This window comes from Streptomyces sp. NPDC030165 (assembly GCF_055573595.1).
In genome coordinates this window covers 603304-618365 of sequence record NZ_JBVIBD010000002.1, presented here as the reverse complement: position 1 = coordinate 618365, position 15062 = coordinate 603304, and the positions used below count along the sequence as shown (strand labels likewise).

Here is a 15062-nt window from a genome sequence, read left to right as displayed (position 1 = left end):
ACCTCGTGGATGCCCGGCGCGGCAGACCGGAACCCCGTGTCACCTCTGTGGGGGAAGTGGCACGGGGTTCCTCATGGTGCGCCTGCGGTTGTGGCTGTGCCGCTGGCCGAGTCTGTGTGCGCGTCTGGCGCGTGTGCCTGCGTCTCCGCCTGCGTCTCCGCCTGCGGCTTCGGCGTTCGGCCTCCGGTTCAGCCGCAGTTGCTGTGTGCAGGCTTCCCGGCGAAACGTCCCGCCAGCCAGTCGGCGGCCGGTACGGCGCCCGCGATCGCGCCGATGACGTGCTCACCCAGCGGGATCGGGGCCCACCGTACGTCAGTGCCCTTGGCGCACCAGTCCGCGCGCAGCTGCTTGCCGACGCCGTACGGGATCAGCTCGTCGAGCGTGCCGTGGTAGAGGAAGACCGGCGCGTCCGGCTTGCGCGTACCGAGGTCCGACGCGCGCAGCCGCTGCTGCCAGTCGGCCTCGTGGAGCGGGTTCCTGACCGTGACGTCGGAGATCTTCTTGAAGGCGCCGGCGATGGCGTCGATCGCCACGCAGTTCTTGCGCATGAAGTCGACGTAGTGCCGTCCCTTGGCGTTGAGGTACTTCGCCAGGTCCAGTTCGGGGAAGGCGGCGTCCTGGCCGACGGCCGCCATCAGGATCAGGCCCGCGCCGATGTTGCCGTTGTTGAAGTCGGCGACCTTGAGCAGGTCGGCCGGGACGCCGCCGGTCGCGGTGCCCTTGACCTTCAGCTCGGGCGCGTACGTACCGTGCAGCTCGGCCGCCCAGCCGGACGCCTGGCCGCCCTGCGAATAGCCCATGATCCCGACGGGGGAGTCCTTCGTGACGCCCGCCGCGACGGCGCCGGGCAGCCGCTGGGCGGCGCGCGCCGCGTCCAGGACGGCCTGCCCTTCGGCGCGGCCGACGGTGTAGGTGTGGTCGCCGGGCGTGCCCAGGCCCTCGTAGTCCGTCACGGCGACCGCCCAGCCGCGGGCCGTGAGCTGCTGGATCAGGTTGGCCTCGACGGTGGTGCCCTTGGGGAAGCCGGCCGAGGGCGCGCACGGGTCGGCGAGGCCGACCGTACCGACGGCGTACGTGACCAGCGGGCGCGGCCCGGTGCGGCCGTCGTCCGGGACGATGACCGTGCCGGAGACGACGTTCGGGGTGCCCTTGGCGGTGGTCGAGCGGTACTCCATGTGCCAGGCGCGGGTACGGGTCGGCTGGCCGGGCAGCGGGTGGAAGGACGTGGGGGCGGCCTTCACGATGTCGCCGGGGCGCGCGCTGTCCGCCTGGGCGGTCGCCGCCCGGGCGGTCGGGGCGGGCTGCGCGGTGGCCGTGGCGTTCGTGAGGCCGAGCGAGAGGGCGAGTGCTGTGGCGGCGGTGAGGGCGGTGTTGCGCAGCGCGCGGGTGGCGCGGGGTTGCACCATGCGGCTCTCCCAACGGTCCGGAGGACGGGTCAGTTGGGGTGACCGTAGTGACTCCCAAGTAAGTACGGTGCTGACCGGGACGCTCAGCTTTGCTGACCCGGCGGAGCGCCGGTCAGCACTCCCGGCGGCTGCGGGTGCAGCCGGTACGCGCCCGGGGTGGTCCCCGTCCACCTCCGGAACGCCCGGTGGAAGGCGGTGTCCTCGGAGAAGCCGAGCCGCGCCGCCAGCTCGGCGATGGGCTCCCGGCCCGCCGTCAGCGCGCTGATCGCCGCGTCCCGGCGTACCGCGTCCTTCAGGCGCTGGTACGAGGTCCCCTCCTCGTGGAGCCGGCGGCGCAGCGTCGCCGGGCTCACCGCCAGCCGCGCCGCGACCTCGGCCGCCTCCGGCAGGCGGGCCGGGCTCGCGGCGCGCAGGGCGAGGGCGAGCGTGCGCCGTACCCGCTCGGCGACGGTCGTGCCGTACTCCCGGCGGCTCAGCAGGTCGGCGGGTGCCCGCCGCAGCATCGCCGTCAGCGCCGCCTCGTCCCGGACGACCGGCGCCGCCAGCCAGCGGGCGTCGAACGCCGCGGCGGTGCGCGGCGCCCCGAAGCGCACCTGACAGCCGAAGAGCAGCGCGTACTCGCGGGCGTGCGCGGGGGCGGGGTGGGTGAAGCAGGCGTGGCGCAGGGGGATGTGGCGGCCGATGAGCCAGCTGGAGAGCCGGTGCCAGATGATCATCAGGGACTCGGCGAGGAAGATGCCCTCGGGGTACGGACGCAGATCGGTACGGACCGAGAACTCGGCGGCGGAGACGGGACCGGGGGCGGCGGGGCCGGGGGCCGGGGTGGGAGCACGGGCGGACACGTCGGGACCTGGGCCAGGGGTGGCGCCGGCGCCGGGAGCGGAACCCGTGTCGCCCCCCACCGTCACCGCCATCTCGGGCCCGCCGGGGAACAGCCCGTAGAACCGCACGGCCCGCTCCAGCGCCGTCCCGAGATCCGGGCAGCTCAGACAGGCGAGGCCCATCATGGCGAACGTGCCGCGGCGGCTGGGCAGCGGCCCCAGCCCCAGGAACTCGTCGTCCGTCGCCCGCTGCACCTCCTTGACCAGCCGGGCGAACCGGTCCGCGCCGATGCGCGCCCGCTCGTCCCCGAGCAGCGACGGCGCGATCCGCGCCGCCTGGAGCAACGGCACGATGTCCACGCCCGCCCGCCGCGCACCGCTCAGCACGGCCCGCACATGGTGCACCGCGATGGTCGGCCCGGTCATGACCCTTCACGGTAGCCGCGGGGGGCCGGGAGGTCAGGGGGGCCGACCGGGCCGGGAGTGAGCGGCTGGGACATCGGGTCGGCTGAATCCCGTACTCGGATTTCGCCGGCGGCGAGCGAAAAGGCAGGAGCCCCGTCCCCTTCCGAAAGGAAGGAGCGGGGCTCCTTGGGTACTGCTAAGTCGACCGCGATCGGTCGGACCGGGCAACTCAGACCGGCGTGACGTTCTCCGCCTGCGGACCCTTCGGGCCCTGCGTGACGTCGAAGTTCACCTGCTGGTTCTCCTCCAGGGAGCGGAAGCCAGAGGCGTTGATCGCAGAGTAGTGAACGAAGACATCCGGGCCGCCGCCGTCCTGGGCGATGAAGCCGAAGCCCTTTTCAGCGTTGAACCACTTCACGGTTCCGGTAGCCATAAGCCCTCCTTGGGCCAAAGGGTTGCCCTGCTCCAGAACCTGCGAGAAGTCTGAAAACTACAAAAGCCTGCGGCGTCACATGCTCCGCAGGCTCTGTACTGCAAGGGAAACCAAACTGCAACTTGCGCTGAGCGTAGCACGGGGCGCTTGTGGGGCGGAAGAGCCAAAGATCACGTTTAGCGGTGCGGTGTGTCGGCCACACGAGGCCCCGCCGCACCGTCCGGCACGCACCGGGTCTAGCCTCCGCATGTGGACAATTCAACCGTTGGAGACGCATCCGCAGGAGCCGCAGCCGACCACCGTCGCAGCCGGCCGCGGGTGGGCCACATCCAGTTCCTGAACTGCATGCCCCTGTACTGGGGCCTCGCGCGTACGGGCACGCTGCTCGACCTGGAGCTCACGAAGGACACCCCGGAGAAGCTCAGCGAACAGCTGGTGCGCGGCGATCTCGACATCGCGCCGGTCACCCTCGTGGAGTTCCTGCGGGCCGCCGACGGCCTGGTCGCCTTCCCCGACCTGGCGGTCGGCTGCGACGGCCCGGTCATGTCGTGCGTGATCGTGTCGCAGAAGCCCCTGGAGGAGCTGGACGGGGCTCGGGTCGCGCTCGGCTCGACCTCCCGTACGTCCGTACGGCTGGCCCAACTGCTGCTGGCCGAGAAGATCGGCGTCACTCCTGAGTACTACACCTGCCCGCCCGACCTCGGCGTGATGATGCAGGAGGCGGAGGCCGCCGTGCTGATCGGGGACGCGGCGCTGCGCGCGAACCTGCACGACGCGCCGCGGCTCGGGCTCCAGGTGCACGACCTGGGCGAGATGTGGAAGGAGTGGACGGGGCTGCCGTTCGTCTTCGCCGTCTGGGCGACGCGGCGGGACTACCTGGAGCGTGAGCCCGCCGTCGTCCGCAAGGTGCACGAGGCGTTCCTGGCCTCCCGCGACCTGTCGCTGGAGGAGGTCACCAAGGTGGCTGAGCAGGCCGCACGCTGGGAGTCCTTCGACGAGAAGGTGCTGGAACGCTACTTCACGACACTCGACTTCCGTTTCGGCCCGGACCAGTTGCGCGGTGTGACGGAATTCGCCCGCAGGACGGGAGAATCGACCGGCTATCCGGCGGATGTCCGGGTGGATCTCCTGGAGAACCCGCGGGGCTAGCCGGAGAACCCGCGGGCCCGGATCCCCTTTCCGGCGGTGAATTCCGCGCGTACGGAAGGTGTGCGCGAGCCGTACGCGGGCCGTGCGAAAGGTATGCGAGAGGCATGCGGATGCATGCCAGAGGCATACGGGAGGTGTGTGAAAAGCACACGAAAGACACGGCCGCCACGTCGGGAGATGTGCGGAAGTCGTACGGGGGGCGTACGGAGGCCGTATGGAAGCCGTATGAAAGCTGTACGGAAGCCGCCGGGAAAAGTAGGGAAGACGGACGAAATGCCCGGCCGGAGTGTCAGGACGCGGGCGTCGGGCCCGGCATCACCCTGCTGATCCATTCCATGGATCCGTCATTCATGCCGCGGAGGTACCCGCGGGCGTTGTGCCCGCCACCCTGGATCACTTGAAGGCGGGTCTTGATCGGACCCTTGCCATATTTCTTCATGAACGATTCCAGCTTGGCCCGGCCGCCCTCCTTGGTGCCGATCTGGAAGGCGATGTGCACGTCCGGGGCCCCGGGCCGGGCGATCAGCTCCTTGGCCAGCTGCTCCGGGTCGTTGGCCCGCTGCTCCTTCTCATGGCCGCGCCACAGCGGCGAGTCCGGCCGGGTGTCCGGGCCGCTGGCGATCACGGCCTTGAACCGGTCGGGGTGCTGGAGCACCTGCTTGAGGCCCACGTAGGCGCCCGAGGAGGAGCCCATGAAGGCCCAGCCGTCCCGCGAGGTGAAGGTACGGAAGTTCGCCTTGACCAGGTCGGGGACGTCGTCGGACATCCAGGTGCCCATCTTCGGCTGCCCCGGGATGTCGCTGCCGTCGTAGTAGTGCTTGTCGTCCGCGTTCAGGACCGGCATGACGACGATGAACGGCTTGCTCTTGCCCGACTTCGACCACTCGCTGATGCTGCTCTGCAGCTTCAGGTCGGTTCCCATCCAGTAGTTGACCGGGTAGCCGGGGCCGCCCGGCAGGGCTATGAGCACCGGGAAGGCGCTCCTGGCGTACTTCTCCTCGTAGTACTCCTTGGGCGCCCAGACCCAGACCTTGCCCGTGAAGCCGGACTTCTTCCCGTGCAGCGTGGTCACGCCGATCTTGGTGCCGTCGTCCAGCGTGTTCGCCGTCCGGAACTCCGCCTGCGGGCCGGTGGGCATCCGCACCCGGGAATCGGATGTGCCGGACGGCCCGCCCGCGCCGGAGGAACCGCCCGTGCCGCCGCCGTCCGGGCGGGGCCGGTCGAAGGACATCGGCTCGCCGTTGTCGGAGAAGACGTCGAAGGCGTTCAGTACGGGTACGGCGGCCAGGCCGAGCACGGCGACGACCGCGCCGAGCACCCAGAGCCGCTTGCGCCGGCCCGCACGGCGGCGCGGGGAGCGGTGCTGCCGGGCGGGGCCGTACGCGGGGCCGCCGTCGCGGTCGTGCCCGGGGCCGCTGTCGGACCCGTACGCGGACCGGCCCCCGGGGCCGTGCGGGGGCTGCTCGCCGGAAGGATGCTGCACGGAGGACTCCGGATGGTGCGCTGCCCCGCAGGACAAGTCGGACGGTTGCTGGCGTTCCATCTTTTTGATGGCGAAAGCCGCTGTACGGGTTCACCGGACCGGGCATGACCTGGGTCATAGGCTGGGGCGTGATCCGGGCCGGCAGGGGGAGGCGAAGCCATGGAGCCGCTGGGGGCGGACGATCCGCGCGTCATCGGTACGTACCGGCTGCTGGGCCGGCTCGGCGCGGGCGGCATGGGCCGCGTCTACCTCGGACGCAGCGCGGGCGGCCGTACCGTCGCGGTGAAGTCCGTCCACGCGCAGTTCGCCGCCGACGACCAGTTCCGGGCCCGCTTCCGGCGCGAGGTGGAGTCCGCGCGCCGGGTCGGCGGCGCCTGGACCGCGCCCGTTCTGGACGCCGACCCCGAGGCCCCCGTCCCCTGGGTGGCGACCGGCTATGTGGCGGGCCCCTCGCTCACCCGCGCCGTCGAGGACTTCGGCCCGCTGGACGGCACCACCGTACGGACGCTGGGCGCCGGCCTCGCCCGGGCGCTGGCCGCCGTGCACACCCAGGGCCTGGTCCACCGCGACGTCAAACCGTCCAATGTCATGCTCACCCTCGACGGCCCGCTGCTGATCGACTTCGGCATCGCCCGCGCCACGGACGGCAGCGCCGCGCTGACCGCCACCGGCGTCTCCGTCGGCTCACCCGGCTACATGGCGCCCGAGCAGATCCTCGGCCAGGGCGTCACCGGCGCCTGCGACGTCTTCTCGCTCGGCGCGGTACTGGCCTACGCGGCCACCGGCGCCGGCCCGTTCACCGGGGACAGCTCGGCGGCCCTGCTCTACAAGGTCGTCCACGGCGAACCGGAGCTCGGTGCCGCCCTCACGGACGACCTGCGCGAGGTCGCGGTGGCCTGCCTGGCGAAACGGCCCCAGGACCGGCCCGCACCGGAGGAGATCGCCCGGCGGCTGGGCAGCGCGACGGCAGGGAACGGCGCGCCGGGCAGTGCGGTGGGGGCGGACGGCGGCCCGTCGCGCGCCGGGTGGCTGCCGGCGCCACTGGTCGAACGCGTCAGCAGGCAGGCGGTGGAACTGCTGAACCTGGACGCGCGGGCCGGGGAGGGCGCGGGGGGCTTCGGGACGGCCGACGCTTCCTCGTACGGCGCGCCCGCCACCCCCGCACACGGCGCGCCCTCCGGCCTCGTCCCCTTCGACGCCCCGGCAGCCGCTCCGGGGGCTGCTCCGGTGGTCGCCCCGGCGGACGCCCCAGCCGGTCCCGGCACCACAGGTCCACTCGGTCCGGGCACCACAGGTCCAGCCGGTCCCGGCACCACAGCCCCGGCCTCCGCCTCCGGACAGCAACCGACTCACATCCCGCCCCAGCCCACCTCCCACCCCCACCCTTCCCCAGCCCACACCTCCCGTCCGCACGCCTCCTGGCCCACCGCCGGTGCCGCCCCCACGCAGCCACCCACCGCACCACCCTCCGCACCCCACACCCCGCCCCCTCCCGAAGAACGTCGCCTCACCGTCAAAGGTGCCCTCGGTGGCAGTACCGACGGCCGCCGCCGGATGAGCTGCACGCTCGTCCTGTCCGTGGCCGGTGCGCTGGCCGCCGCGACGACCGCCGCGTTCGTCTTCCAGCTGCTGCCCGGGCGGGACGACGACGGGGGCAGGGACGCCGCCGCGAAGCCGCCCGGCAGCGGGCAGTCCCAGTCGCCCGGGGGCACCCGGCCCGCGGAGCCGGCCGTCCCGAAGGCCTTCCTCGGCACCTGGACCGGCACGGTCATCACCCGCCAAAACATCCCCAACGGCACCATCACCAGCGTCATCACCCCCGGAACCAAGGGCGACTACGTGGTCCACACCTCGTACGACTTCCTGATCGCCCGCTGCGAGGCCAAGGCGAAGCTGGTGTCCGCCACTGCCACCACGCTGACCCTCCGGGAGCGCACGGACGGCAAGCCGGGACCCGGCTGTACGGGCGCCGAGGCGGCCGTCACGTACACGCTCGGCAAGGACGGCACGCTCTCCTTCGCCTCGGACGACGAGGCGGGCGGCCGGCCCCGCGCGTCCATGAAGAAGGCGGGCGGCCGACCGGCCGGGAGAACCGGCCGCTGACGCATCCCCGCCGCCCGCCGCCGGTGGTGCCGTACCGCTGGCGTACGCTGGTTCGGTCGTTATGCCCGCCTCCGAAGGGACGCCCGGTGACCGAGAACGCCGACCTTCAGTCCGTACTCGACCGCGCCGCGGCAGGCGGGCGGATCACGCCCGAGGAAGCGCTCGACCTGTACCGTTCTGCGCCGCTGCACGCGCTGGGCGCCGCGGCCGACGCCGTGCGCCGCCGCCGGTACGCCGGTACGGAGCACATCGCGACGTACATCATCGAGCGCAACATCAACTACACCAACGTGTGCGTGACGGCCTGCAAGTTCTGCGCGTTCTACGCGGCGCCCAAGGACACCGCCAAGGGCTGGACTCGCGACCTCGACGACATCCTGCGCCGCTGCGCCGAGACCGTCGAGCTGGGCGGCACCCAGATCATGTTCCAGGGCGGCCACCACCCGGACTACGGCGTCGAGTACTACGAAGAGCACTTCTCCGCGATCAAGAAGGCGTTCCCGCAGCTGGTCATCCACTCCCTCGGCGCCTCCGAGGTCGAGCACATGGCCCGCATCTCCAAGACCACCGTCGAGGACGCCATCCGCCGGATCCACGCCGCGGGCCTGGACTCCTTCGCCGGCGCCGGCGCCGAGCTGCTGCCGGAGCGGCCGCGCAAGGCCATCGCCCCGCTGAAGGAGTCCGGCGAGCGCTGGCTGGAGATCATGGAGACCGCCCACCGGCTGGGTGTGGAGTCCACCTCCACGATGCTGATGGGCACCGGCGAGACCAACGCCGAGCGCATCGAGCACCTGCGCATGATCCGTGACGTGCAGGACCGTACGGGCGGCTTCCGCGCCTTCATCCCGTACACGTACCAGCCCGAGAACAACCACCTCAAGGGCCGCACCCAGGCGACGATCTTCGAGTACCTGCGCATGATCGCCATCGCCCGGATCTTCCTCGACAACGTCGCCCACATCCAGGGCTCCTGGCTGACCACCGGCAAGGAGATCGGCCAGCTCTCCCTGCACTACGGTGCGGACGACCTCGGCTCGATCATGCTGGAGGAGAACGTCGTCTCCTCCGCCGGCGCCAAGCACCGCTCCAACCGCCAGGAGATCATCGACCTGATCCGCAAGGCGGGCCGCGTCCCGGCGCAGCGCGCGACGACGTACGAGCACCTGGTCGTGCACGACGACCCGGCCAACGACCCGGTCGACGACCGCGTGACCTCGCACATCTCCTCGACCGCCATCGAGGGCGGCACGGCGCACCCCGAGCTGAAGCTCGTCGACGCCAGCTGAGACCCGGCCGAGTCTCCCTGTGAGTCCCGCATGCTGACGATCCACCGCGTGCACGGTGTCCGCCGCGCCCCCGACGGCGCCGTGGACCCCGGGCACGCGGTCGTCGTCTCCGGCGACCGCATCGAGGCCGTCGGCCCGTACGAGGAGCTGTACGAGCGGTACGGCGAACGCGCCCGCGTCCGGGAGTGGGACGGCGTCCTGACCCCAGGGAGGCACGAGCCCGACGGCACGGCGCTGCTCGAATCCGCCTACCACCCGGACCCGCGCGAGGCCGACGACCTGGGCACGGCCCCGCTGACGGGCGACGTGCTGAGCGCCCTCGGCATGACCGACACCCGCTGGGGCGCGAGCGCCCGCCGGGGCGTGCAGCGGCTGCTGTCCACCGGCACGACGTCCGTCGCCGGCCCGTTCACCCGCCCCGCCGTCCGCACGGCGGTCGCCCGCTCCGGCCTCCGCGACCACCCCGGCCCGCAGCTCCTCGCCCCCGGTGCCCCCGCCGACTTCGCCGTATTCACGGAGGACGGCGGGTGTCTGGTGACGGTGCTGGGCGGGCGGCTGGTGTACCGGGGACGCTGAGGCGTCAACGTCGAGAAGCGCTCCCGTCACTTCGTGTGACGGTACTGTCGTATCCAGGACCGTGATCCGCACTCGCGTCCACACTCGCGTCCATGGGAGCAGTGATGAGCACTGACCGGCGGCTGGAGAAGGCGACTCCGGAGACCTGGATGAACCCGCCTGGTGGGCGGTGGACGTTCGATCAGGTCAAGGATTTGGAGCTGCCCTTCGACTGGGAACTCATGGACGGAGTGATCGTGGTTCGGGGGATGGCGGAATGGTGGCACGACCAAGTCCGGGACGAGCTGTTCTTCCGCATCAAGCAGGTGAAACCCGACCTGTACGGCGTCAATGCCGAGCGGTGTCTGGTGCTCGACGCTTACAACTCCGTCAAGCCCGACATCGTCATCTTCGACAAGAGCGGGATCGACGTCGCCTCGTTGGCGGCCACGCCGGCCACCATCGTGAAGCTCGCGGTGGAAGTGGTGTCGCCGGGTTCCCAGGTCCGGGACCGGAGCAGCAAGCCCTTCCTGTATGCCGAGGCGGGCATCCCGTACTTCTGGCGTGTGGAGCACGGTGCGGACGACAGGCCGGTAGTGCACGAGTTCTGGCTGCGCCGTGACGTGGGTGAGTACGTTCCCGCCCCCGAGCACCCTCGCCACACCGAGAAACTGGAGACGGACCGGCCCTTCCCCATCGGCATCGACCTGGCGAGTCTGCTGGAGCTGTGAGTCCGGGCGTCAACGATCCGTGAAGGCCGACGCGTCCTGCGTCAGGACACCGTCAACGAAACCGGAGTCGGCCCTTCCACCCGGCAGGATCTTTCCCGCGGGGACGGCCCATTCGGTCGCTCACGATGCCATGCACAAGACGCAGCACCGCTGGACCGCCCGGATGTTCTGAGGGGGGCATCGGGCCGTCCCCGTCCAAAGTCTTCCGGAGCCGTAGGGGACAATGGCCGGGTGACCCGAGCCTCTCTGGACAAGCAGCCGCAGGACGTCGCCGCGATGTTCGACGACGTGGCGGCGCGCTACGACCTGACCAACGACGTGCTCTCCCTCGGGCAGGCGCGGCTGTGGCGCAAGGAAGTGGAGCGGGCCGTCGCGGCGCGCCCCGCCGAGCGCGTGCTGGACCTCGCCGCGGGTACGGGCACCTCCTCGCTGCCCTTCACCCGCACCGGCGCGTACGTCGTCCCGTGCGACTTCTCCGTCGGCATGCTGGGCGAGGGCAAGAAGCGCCGCCCGTGGATGCCGTTCGTGGCCGGCGACGGGATGCAACTGCCCTTCGCCGACGACGTGTTCGACGCCGTCACCATCTCCTTCGGGCTGCGCAACGTGCAGGACACTGACGCCGCGCTGCGCGAGCTGTACCGGGTCACCAAGCCCGGCGGCCGGGTCGTCATCTGCGAGTTCAGCGAGCCGACGTGGGGCCCGTTCCGTACGGTCTACACCGAGTACCTGATGCGCGCCCTGCCGCCCGTCGCCCGCGCGGTGAGCAGCAACCCGGACGCGTACGTCTACCTCGCCGAGTCCATCCGCTCCTGGCCCAACCAGCCGGCCCTGGCGGCGCGCCTGCAGGGCGCGGGCTGGTCGAAGGTGGCCTGGCGCAACCTGACGGGCGGCGTGGTCGCCCTGCACCGGGGGACGAAGCCGGGCGCGTGACCGAGGGAGGGGGCCCGGTCCGGCGGCCCCCTCACCCGTACCGCCTCACCCGTACCGCCTCACCCGTACCTCTGTCCCCTCCTCACAGATCCAGCCGGAAGCAGTACCCCTCCAGCCCGGACACCGGCGTACGGAACGTCTCCGCGTGTCGCATCCCGAGCCGCCGCGTCACCGCGACGGACCGCTCGTTCCCGGCCGCCACCATCGCGACCACGCTCCGTACCCCCGCGGCCCGTACGGCGTCCAGCGCGGCGCGCGCCGCCTGCGTCGCGTACCCCCGGCCCCAATGCGCCCGCCCCAGCCGCCAGCCGATCTCGATCTCCCCGACCGGCCCCCAGTCGTGCGGCCACGGCTGCGCGCCCGTGAAGCCCATGACCGGCCCGGTCTCCCCCTCACCGGCCTCGACCATCGAGTACAGACAGAACCCGTACTCCGCGTGATGCCGCCGCTGCCGGGCGGTCAGCTCCTGGTAGACGGAGAGCTCGGCGGTGGCGCCGCCGTGGAACTCCATCACCTCGGGGTGATCGAACACCCGGTGCCAGTGCCACGCGTCCTCCTCGACCGGCACGCGCAGCGTGAAACCCGTTCCGGACGGCGTCCGCGGTGCCGCCAGTGGCTCGTGCATGAACCGACCAACCCTTCAGATTCCGATCACCTGGGCCCCCATAGACTGACGGGGCCCAGTGCCGGTCGGCACCCAGATATCGACTTCCGGGAGATCCCGCCGTGACCGAGTCCGCGACTGAGTCCGTGAGCGAGTCCGTGACCACCCCCCGCTCCGAGCACACCGCGGACGTCATCGTCGTCGGGGCCGGTCCCGCCGGCTCGGCGACCGCGTACCACCTCGCCAAGTCCGGCCTGGACGTGCTCCTCCTGGAGAAGACCGCCTTCCCGCGCGAGAAGGTCTGCGGCGACGGGCTGACGCCCCGCGCCACCAAGCAGCTGATCTCCATGGGGATCGACATCTCCGAAGAGGCCGGCTGGCTGCGCAACAAGGGCCTGCGCATCATCGGCGGCGGCACCCGCCTCCAGCTCGACTGGCCGGAACTGGCCTCGTTCCCGGACTACGGCCTGGTCCGCAAGCGCGACGACTTCGACGAGCAGCTCGCGCGCCAGGCGCAGAAGGCCGGCGCACGCCTGTACGAGCGCTGCAACGTCGGCGCGCCGGTCATCAACGACCTGACGGGCCGTATCGAGGGCGTCCAGGCCAGGCTGGGCGAGGAGAAGACGCCGGTCACCTTCCACGCCCCGCTCGTCGTCGCCGCGGACGGCAACTCCACCCGTCTCTCCCTGGCGATGGGCCTGCACCGCCGCGAGGACCGCCCGATGGGCGTCGCGGTCCGTACGTACTTCACCTCGCCCCGGCACGACGACGATTACCTCGAATCCTGGCTGGAGCTGTGGGACCGCCGCGGCGCCGAGGACCGCCTGCTGCCCGGCTACGGCTGGATCTTCGGCATGGGCGACGGTACGAGCAACGTCGGCCTCGGCGTCCTCAACACCTCCGCCGCGTTCAAGGAACTGGACTGGCGCGAGATCCTCAAGGCCTGGTGCGCCTCCATGCCCGCCGACTGGGGCTACACCCCGGAGAACATGACCGGCCCGATCCGCGGCGCCGCCCTCCCCATGGCCTTCAACCGCCAGCCGCACTACACCAAGGGCCTGCTGCTCGTCGGTGACGCGGGCGGCCTGGTCAACCCGTTCAACGGCGAGGGCATCGCGTACGCCATGGAGTCCGGCTCCATCGCCGCCGAGGTCATCGTCCAGGCCCACGCCCGCGCCACGTACGCCCAGCGCGAGCTGGCCCTCCAGCGCTACCCGAAGATCCTCAAGGACACCTACGGCGGCTACTACTCGCTCGGCCGCGCCTTCGTGAAGCTCATCGGCAACCCGAAGGTCATGCAGATCGCCACCCAGCGCGGCCTCACCCACCCGATGCTCATGCGCTTCACCCTCAAGATGCTCGCCAACCTCACCGATCCCACGGGCGGCGACGCGATGGACCGCATCATCAACGGGCTGAGCAAGGTGGCGCCGAAGGCGTAGGGGAGGCGCCGCAGGCGCTGTCTCCACGGCGGCCGGTCTCCTGGAGCAGAGCTCCGGGGCCGGCCGCTCCCGTATGCACGGCTTCCGCTGCATCGAACGATGTAGTCGCTTCTCGTCGTCGCGGACGAAGATTCGGGATCTACCCGCCCTGACCATGGTGTGAGAGCGAGCACCGGGGGAGGGAGGCGGCGTGACGGAGACGGTGGCGACTGCGCCTGGCACGGCGGGTTCGGGTGAAGTGGCGGGGCCGGCCGGTACGGCGGGGGTGCCGGGGGCCGGTACGGGTGCGGTCCGGGCGTCGGGGCGGGCCGGGCGGTTGCCGTTGCTGGACGTGCTGCGCGGGGTGGCGATTCTGGGGACGTTGATGACCAACGTCTGGATCTTCGCAGCGCCCGGCGCGGAGTGGGGCGTCCTGAACGGGAGTGCCGCCGTGTCGTCGATCGGTACGTCATGGGCCAAAACCGTGGAGGGCGTCTTCCGGTTCCTCGCGGACGGCAAGTTCCTGTCGATGCTGACGGTCCTCTTCGGTGTCGGCCTGGCCATCCAGTTCGGGTCCGCCGCGAAGCGCGGCAGCCCGTGGCCCGGCCGGTACAAGTGGCGCGCCCTGTTCCTCTTCGCCGAGGGCACCGTGCATTTCGTCCTCGTCTTCGCGTGGGACGTGCTGATGGGGTACGCGGTCGTCGCTCTCCTGGTCGCCTGGCAGCTGACGCGAACCGCGCGCACGCAGCGGGTGCTGATGTGGGTGGCGGCCGGGGTGCACGTGGTGGTGCTGGGGCTGCTGACGGCGGTGGCGGTCGGTGCAGGTTCCGCCTCCGGGGCGGATGGCGGTACCAGCGCACGAGTTGTCGAGCTGTACGCCGGCGGAAGCTACCTGGAGCAGATCGCCTTCCGTCTGCAGAACGCGATCGCGCTCCGTATGGAACCGGTCATCTCCTTCGCGCTGCTCGTCCTCCTCTTCCACCTCGGCGTACGGCTGTACCGGGCGGGCGCCTTCCGCCCGGACGCGGACGGGCGGCGCATCCGGCGCCGTATGTGCGGCTGGGGCCTGGGCGTCGGCATTCCGCTCGACATCGCTGCGGTGGCGGCCGGTCCGGACTGGGCCATGGTGGCCCGGTACGGGGCCGCACCCGTCGTCGCCGTCGGCTACCTGGGCCTCGTCGGCCTGATCGTCGACCGCGTACGCCGCCCGGGCCCGCTGACCGCCGGGCTCACCGCGATCGGCCGTACGGCACTGTCCTGCTACGTCCTGCAGAACGCGCTGTGCGTGCTGGCCTGTTACGGCATCGGCCTGGGCCTGGCCGCACGGTGGGCGGACGCGGGACCGTGGTGGGTGATGGGCCTGTGGGCGGTGGTGTGCGTGGTGCTGTTCACCGGGGCGCGGCTGTGGCTGCGGCGCTTCGAGTACGGGCCGCTGGAGAGCGTCCAGAAGCGGCTGCTCCGGTCCTGAGGTGGACGGGAGCCTGGAGGTTGCGCAGTGCGGGCATCCGGGGCGCCGCCACCGTCCACACCTCGGCCGTACGGCAGCGGGGGCAGCGGACCAGGGACGCGGACGAGGCTGGGGAGGGGGTGGGAGTGGCGGGTGCCTTGGGCACGGCGGGCGCTTCCGGTACGGGAGTTGCCTCGGGTGCGGCCTGTGGGGGCTCGGGGGTGTCCACAGGCTGTGGGCGGGGCGCGGGGGCGACCGGTGGCTCCGGCGGAGGTGGTGGTTCCGGTG

13 protein-coding genes are annotated in these 15062 nt (G+C 71.6%); 8 read left to right on the top strand and 5 right to left on the bottom strand.

Annotation, left to right across the window (positions count from 1 at the left end; genetic code table 11):
- Positions 1-188: 188 nt before the first annotated feature.
- The 3 genes from ACZ4Z1_RS06055 to ACZ4Z1_RS06045 all read right to left on the bottom strand — a co-directional run bounded on the left by ACZ4Z1_RS06055 (position 189) and on the right by ACZ4Z1_RS06045 (position 3065).
- Positions 189-1406 carry a lipase family protein gene (locus ACZ4Z1_RS06055; protein WP_468485326.1) on the bottom strand — a complete coding sequence of 406 codons (1218 nt, stop codon included), beginning with the start codon at positions 1404-1406 and terminating at the stop codon, positions 189-191.
- An 83-nt stretch (positions 1407-1489) separates the two neighbouring features.
- The gene (locus ACZ4Z1_RS06050) at positions 1490-2653 is read right to left on the bottom strand and encodes an AraC family transcriptional regulator (protein WP_468485325.1); all 1164 of its coding nucleotides are present in this window, start codon (positions 2651-2653) and stop codon (positions 1490-1492) included.
- Between the two features lie 208 nt (positions 2654-2861).
- Positions 2862-3065 (bottom strand): cold-shock protein, encoded by a 204-nt coding sequence (locus ACZ4Z1_RS06045; protein WP_003984261.1) that lies wholly within the window; start codon positions 3063-3065, stop codon positions 2862-2864.
- Between the two features lie 249 nt (positions 3066-3314).
- On the opposite strand from ACZ4Z1_RS06045, the gene ACZ4Z1_RS06040 reads away from it, so the two are divergent.
- Complete coding sequence (locus ACZ4Z1_RS06040) at positions 3315-4214, top strand: menaquinone biosynthetic enzyme MqnA/MqnD family protein (protein WP_468485324.1); 900 nt, start codon at positions 3315-3317, stop codon at positions 4212-4214.
- 289 nt (positions 4215-4503) lie between these two features.
- Here ACZ4Z1_RS06040 and ACZ4Z1_RS06035 read toward each other — a convergent pair whose 3' ends face one another.
- Complete coding sequence (locus ACZ4Z1_RS06035) at positions 4504-5697, bottom strand: alpha/beta hydrolase (RefSeq protein ID WP_468485323.1); 1194 nt, start codon at positions 5695-5697, stop codon at positions 4504-4506.
- A 159-nt stretch (positions 5698-5856) separates the two neighbouring features.
- Between ACZ4Z1_RS06035 and ACZ4Z1_RS06030 the strand changes: the two genes are divergently transcribed.
- The 5 genes from ACZ4Z1_RS06030 (at position 5857) to ACZ4Z1_RS06010 (ending at position 11302) form a co-directional block, all read left to right on the top strand.
- Positions 5857-7800: a serine/threonine-protein kinase gene (locus ACZ4Z1_RS06030; RefSeq protein WP_468485322.1), complete on the top strand. Its 1944-nt coding sequence runs from the start codon at positions 5857-5859 to the stop codon at positions 7798-7800.
- Between the two features lie 86 nt (positions 7801-7886).
- Positions 7887-9086: a cyclic dehypoxanthinyl futalosine synthase gene (gene mqnC / locus ACZ4Z1_RS06025; RefSeq protein WP_468485321.1), complete on the top strand. Its 1200-nt coding sequence runs from the start codon at positions 7887-7889 to the stop codon at positions 9084-9086.
- Positions 9087-9116: 30 nt separating this feature from the next.
- A complete protein-coding gene (locus tag ACZ4Z1_RS06020) occupies positions 9117-9662 on the top strand; it encodes an imidazolonepropionase-like domain-containing protein (protein ID WP_468485320.1) in 546 nt (181 codons plus the stop codon).
- A 104-nt stretch (positions 9663-9766) separates the two neighbouring features.
- Positions 9767-10372 (top strand): Uma2 family endonuclease, encoded by a 606-nt coding sequence (locus tag ACZ4Z1_RS06015; protein ID WP_468485319.1) that lies wholly within the window; start codon positions 9767-9769, stop codon positions 10370-10372.
- 231 nt (positions 10373-10603) lie between these two features.
- Positions 10604-11302 carry a demethylmenaquinone methyltransferase gene (locus tag ACZ4Z1_RS06010; RefSeq protein ID WP_468485318.1) on the top strand — a complete coding sequence of 233 codons (699 nt, stop codon included), beginning with the start codon at positions 10604-10606 and terminating at the stop codon, positions 11300-11302.
- Positions 11303-11384: 82 nt separating this feature from the next.
- Here ACZ4Z1_RS06010 and ACZ4Z1_RS06005 read toward each other — a convergent pair whose 3' ends face one another.
- Positions 11385-11927, bottom strand: coding sequence for a GNAT family N-acetyltransferase (locus ACZ4Z1_RS06005; RefSeq protein ID WP_468485317.1), 543 nt, complete (start codon positions 11925-11927; stop codon positions 11385-11387).
- A 101-nt stretch (positions 11928-12028) separates the two neighbouring features.
- Between ACZ4Z1_RS06005 and ACZ4Z1_RS06000 the strand changes: the two genes are divergently transcribed.
- Entirely contained in the window at positions 12029-13348 is a 1320-nt protein-coding gene (locus ACZ4Z1_RS06000) for a geranylgeranyl reductase family protein (protein WP_468485316.1), read from the top strand.
- 190 nt (positions 13349-13538) lie between these two features.
- A complete protein-coding gene (locus ACZ4Z1_RS05995; RefSeq protein ID WP_468485315.1) occupies positions 13539-14795 on the top strand; it encodes a DUF418 domain-containing protein in 1257 nt (418 codons plus the stop codon).
- Positions 14796-15062: the final 267 nt, after the last annotated feature.

Excerpts from the sequence above, each read along its gene's own strand:
- ACZ4Z1_RS06005 (WP_468485317.1), bottom strand. The coding sequence starts at position 11,927 with ATGCACGAGCCACTGGCGGCACCGCGGACGCCGTCCGGAACGGGTTTC.
- ACZ4Z1_RS06030 (WP_468485322.1), top strand. The coding sequence starts at position 5,857 with ATGGAGCCGCTGGGGGCGGACGATCCGCGCGTCATCGGTACGTACCGG.
- ACZ4Z1_RS06045 (WP_003984261.1), bottom strand. The coding sequence starts at position 3,065 with ATGGCTACCGGAACCGTGAAGTGGTTCAACGCTGAAAAGGGCTTCGGC.
- ACZ4Z1_RS06015 (WP_468485319.1), top strand. The coding sequence starts at position 9,767 with ATGAGCACTGACCGGCGGCTGGAGAAGGCGACTCCGGAGACCTGGATG.
- ACZ4Z1_RS06020 (WP_468485320.1), top strand. The coding sequence starts at position 9,117 with ATGCTGACGATCCACCGCGTGCACGGTGTCCGCCGCGCCCCCGACGGC.
- ACZ4Z1_RS06050 (WP_468485325.1), bottom strand. The coding sequence starts at position 2,653 with ATGACCGGGCCGACCATCGCGGTGCACCATGTGCGGGCCGTGCTGAGC.
- ACZ4Z1_RS06055 (WP_468485326.1), bottom strand. The coding sequence starts at position 1,406 with ATGGTGCAACCCCGCGCCACCCGCGCGCTGCGCAACACCGCCCTCACC.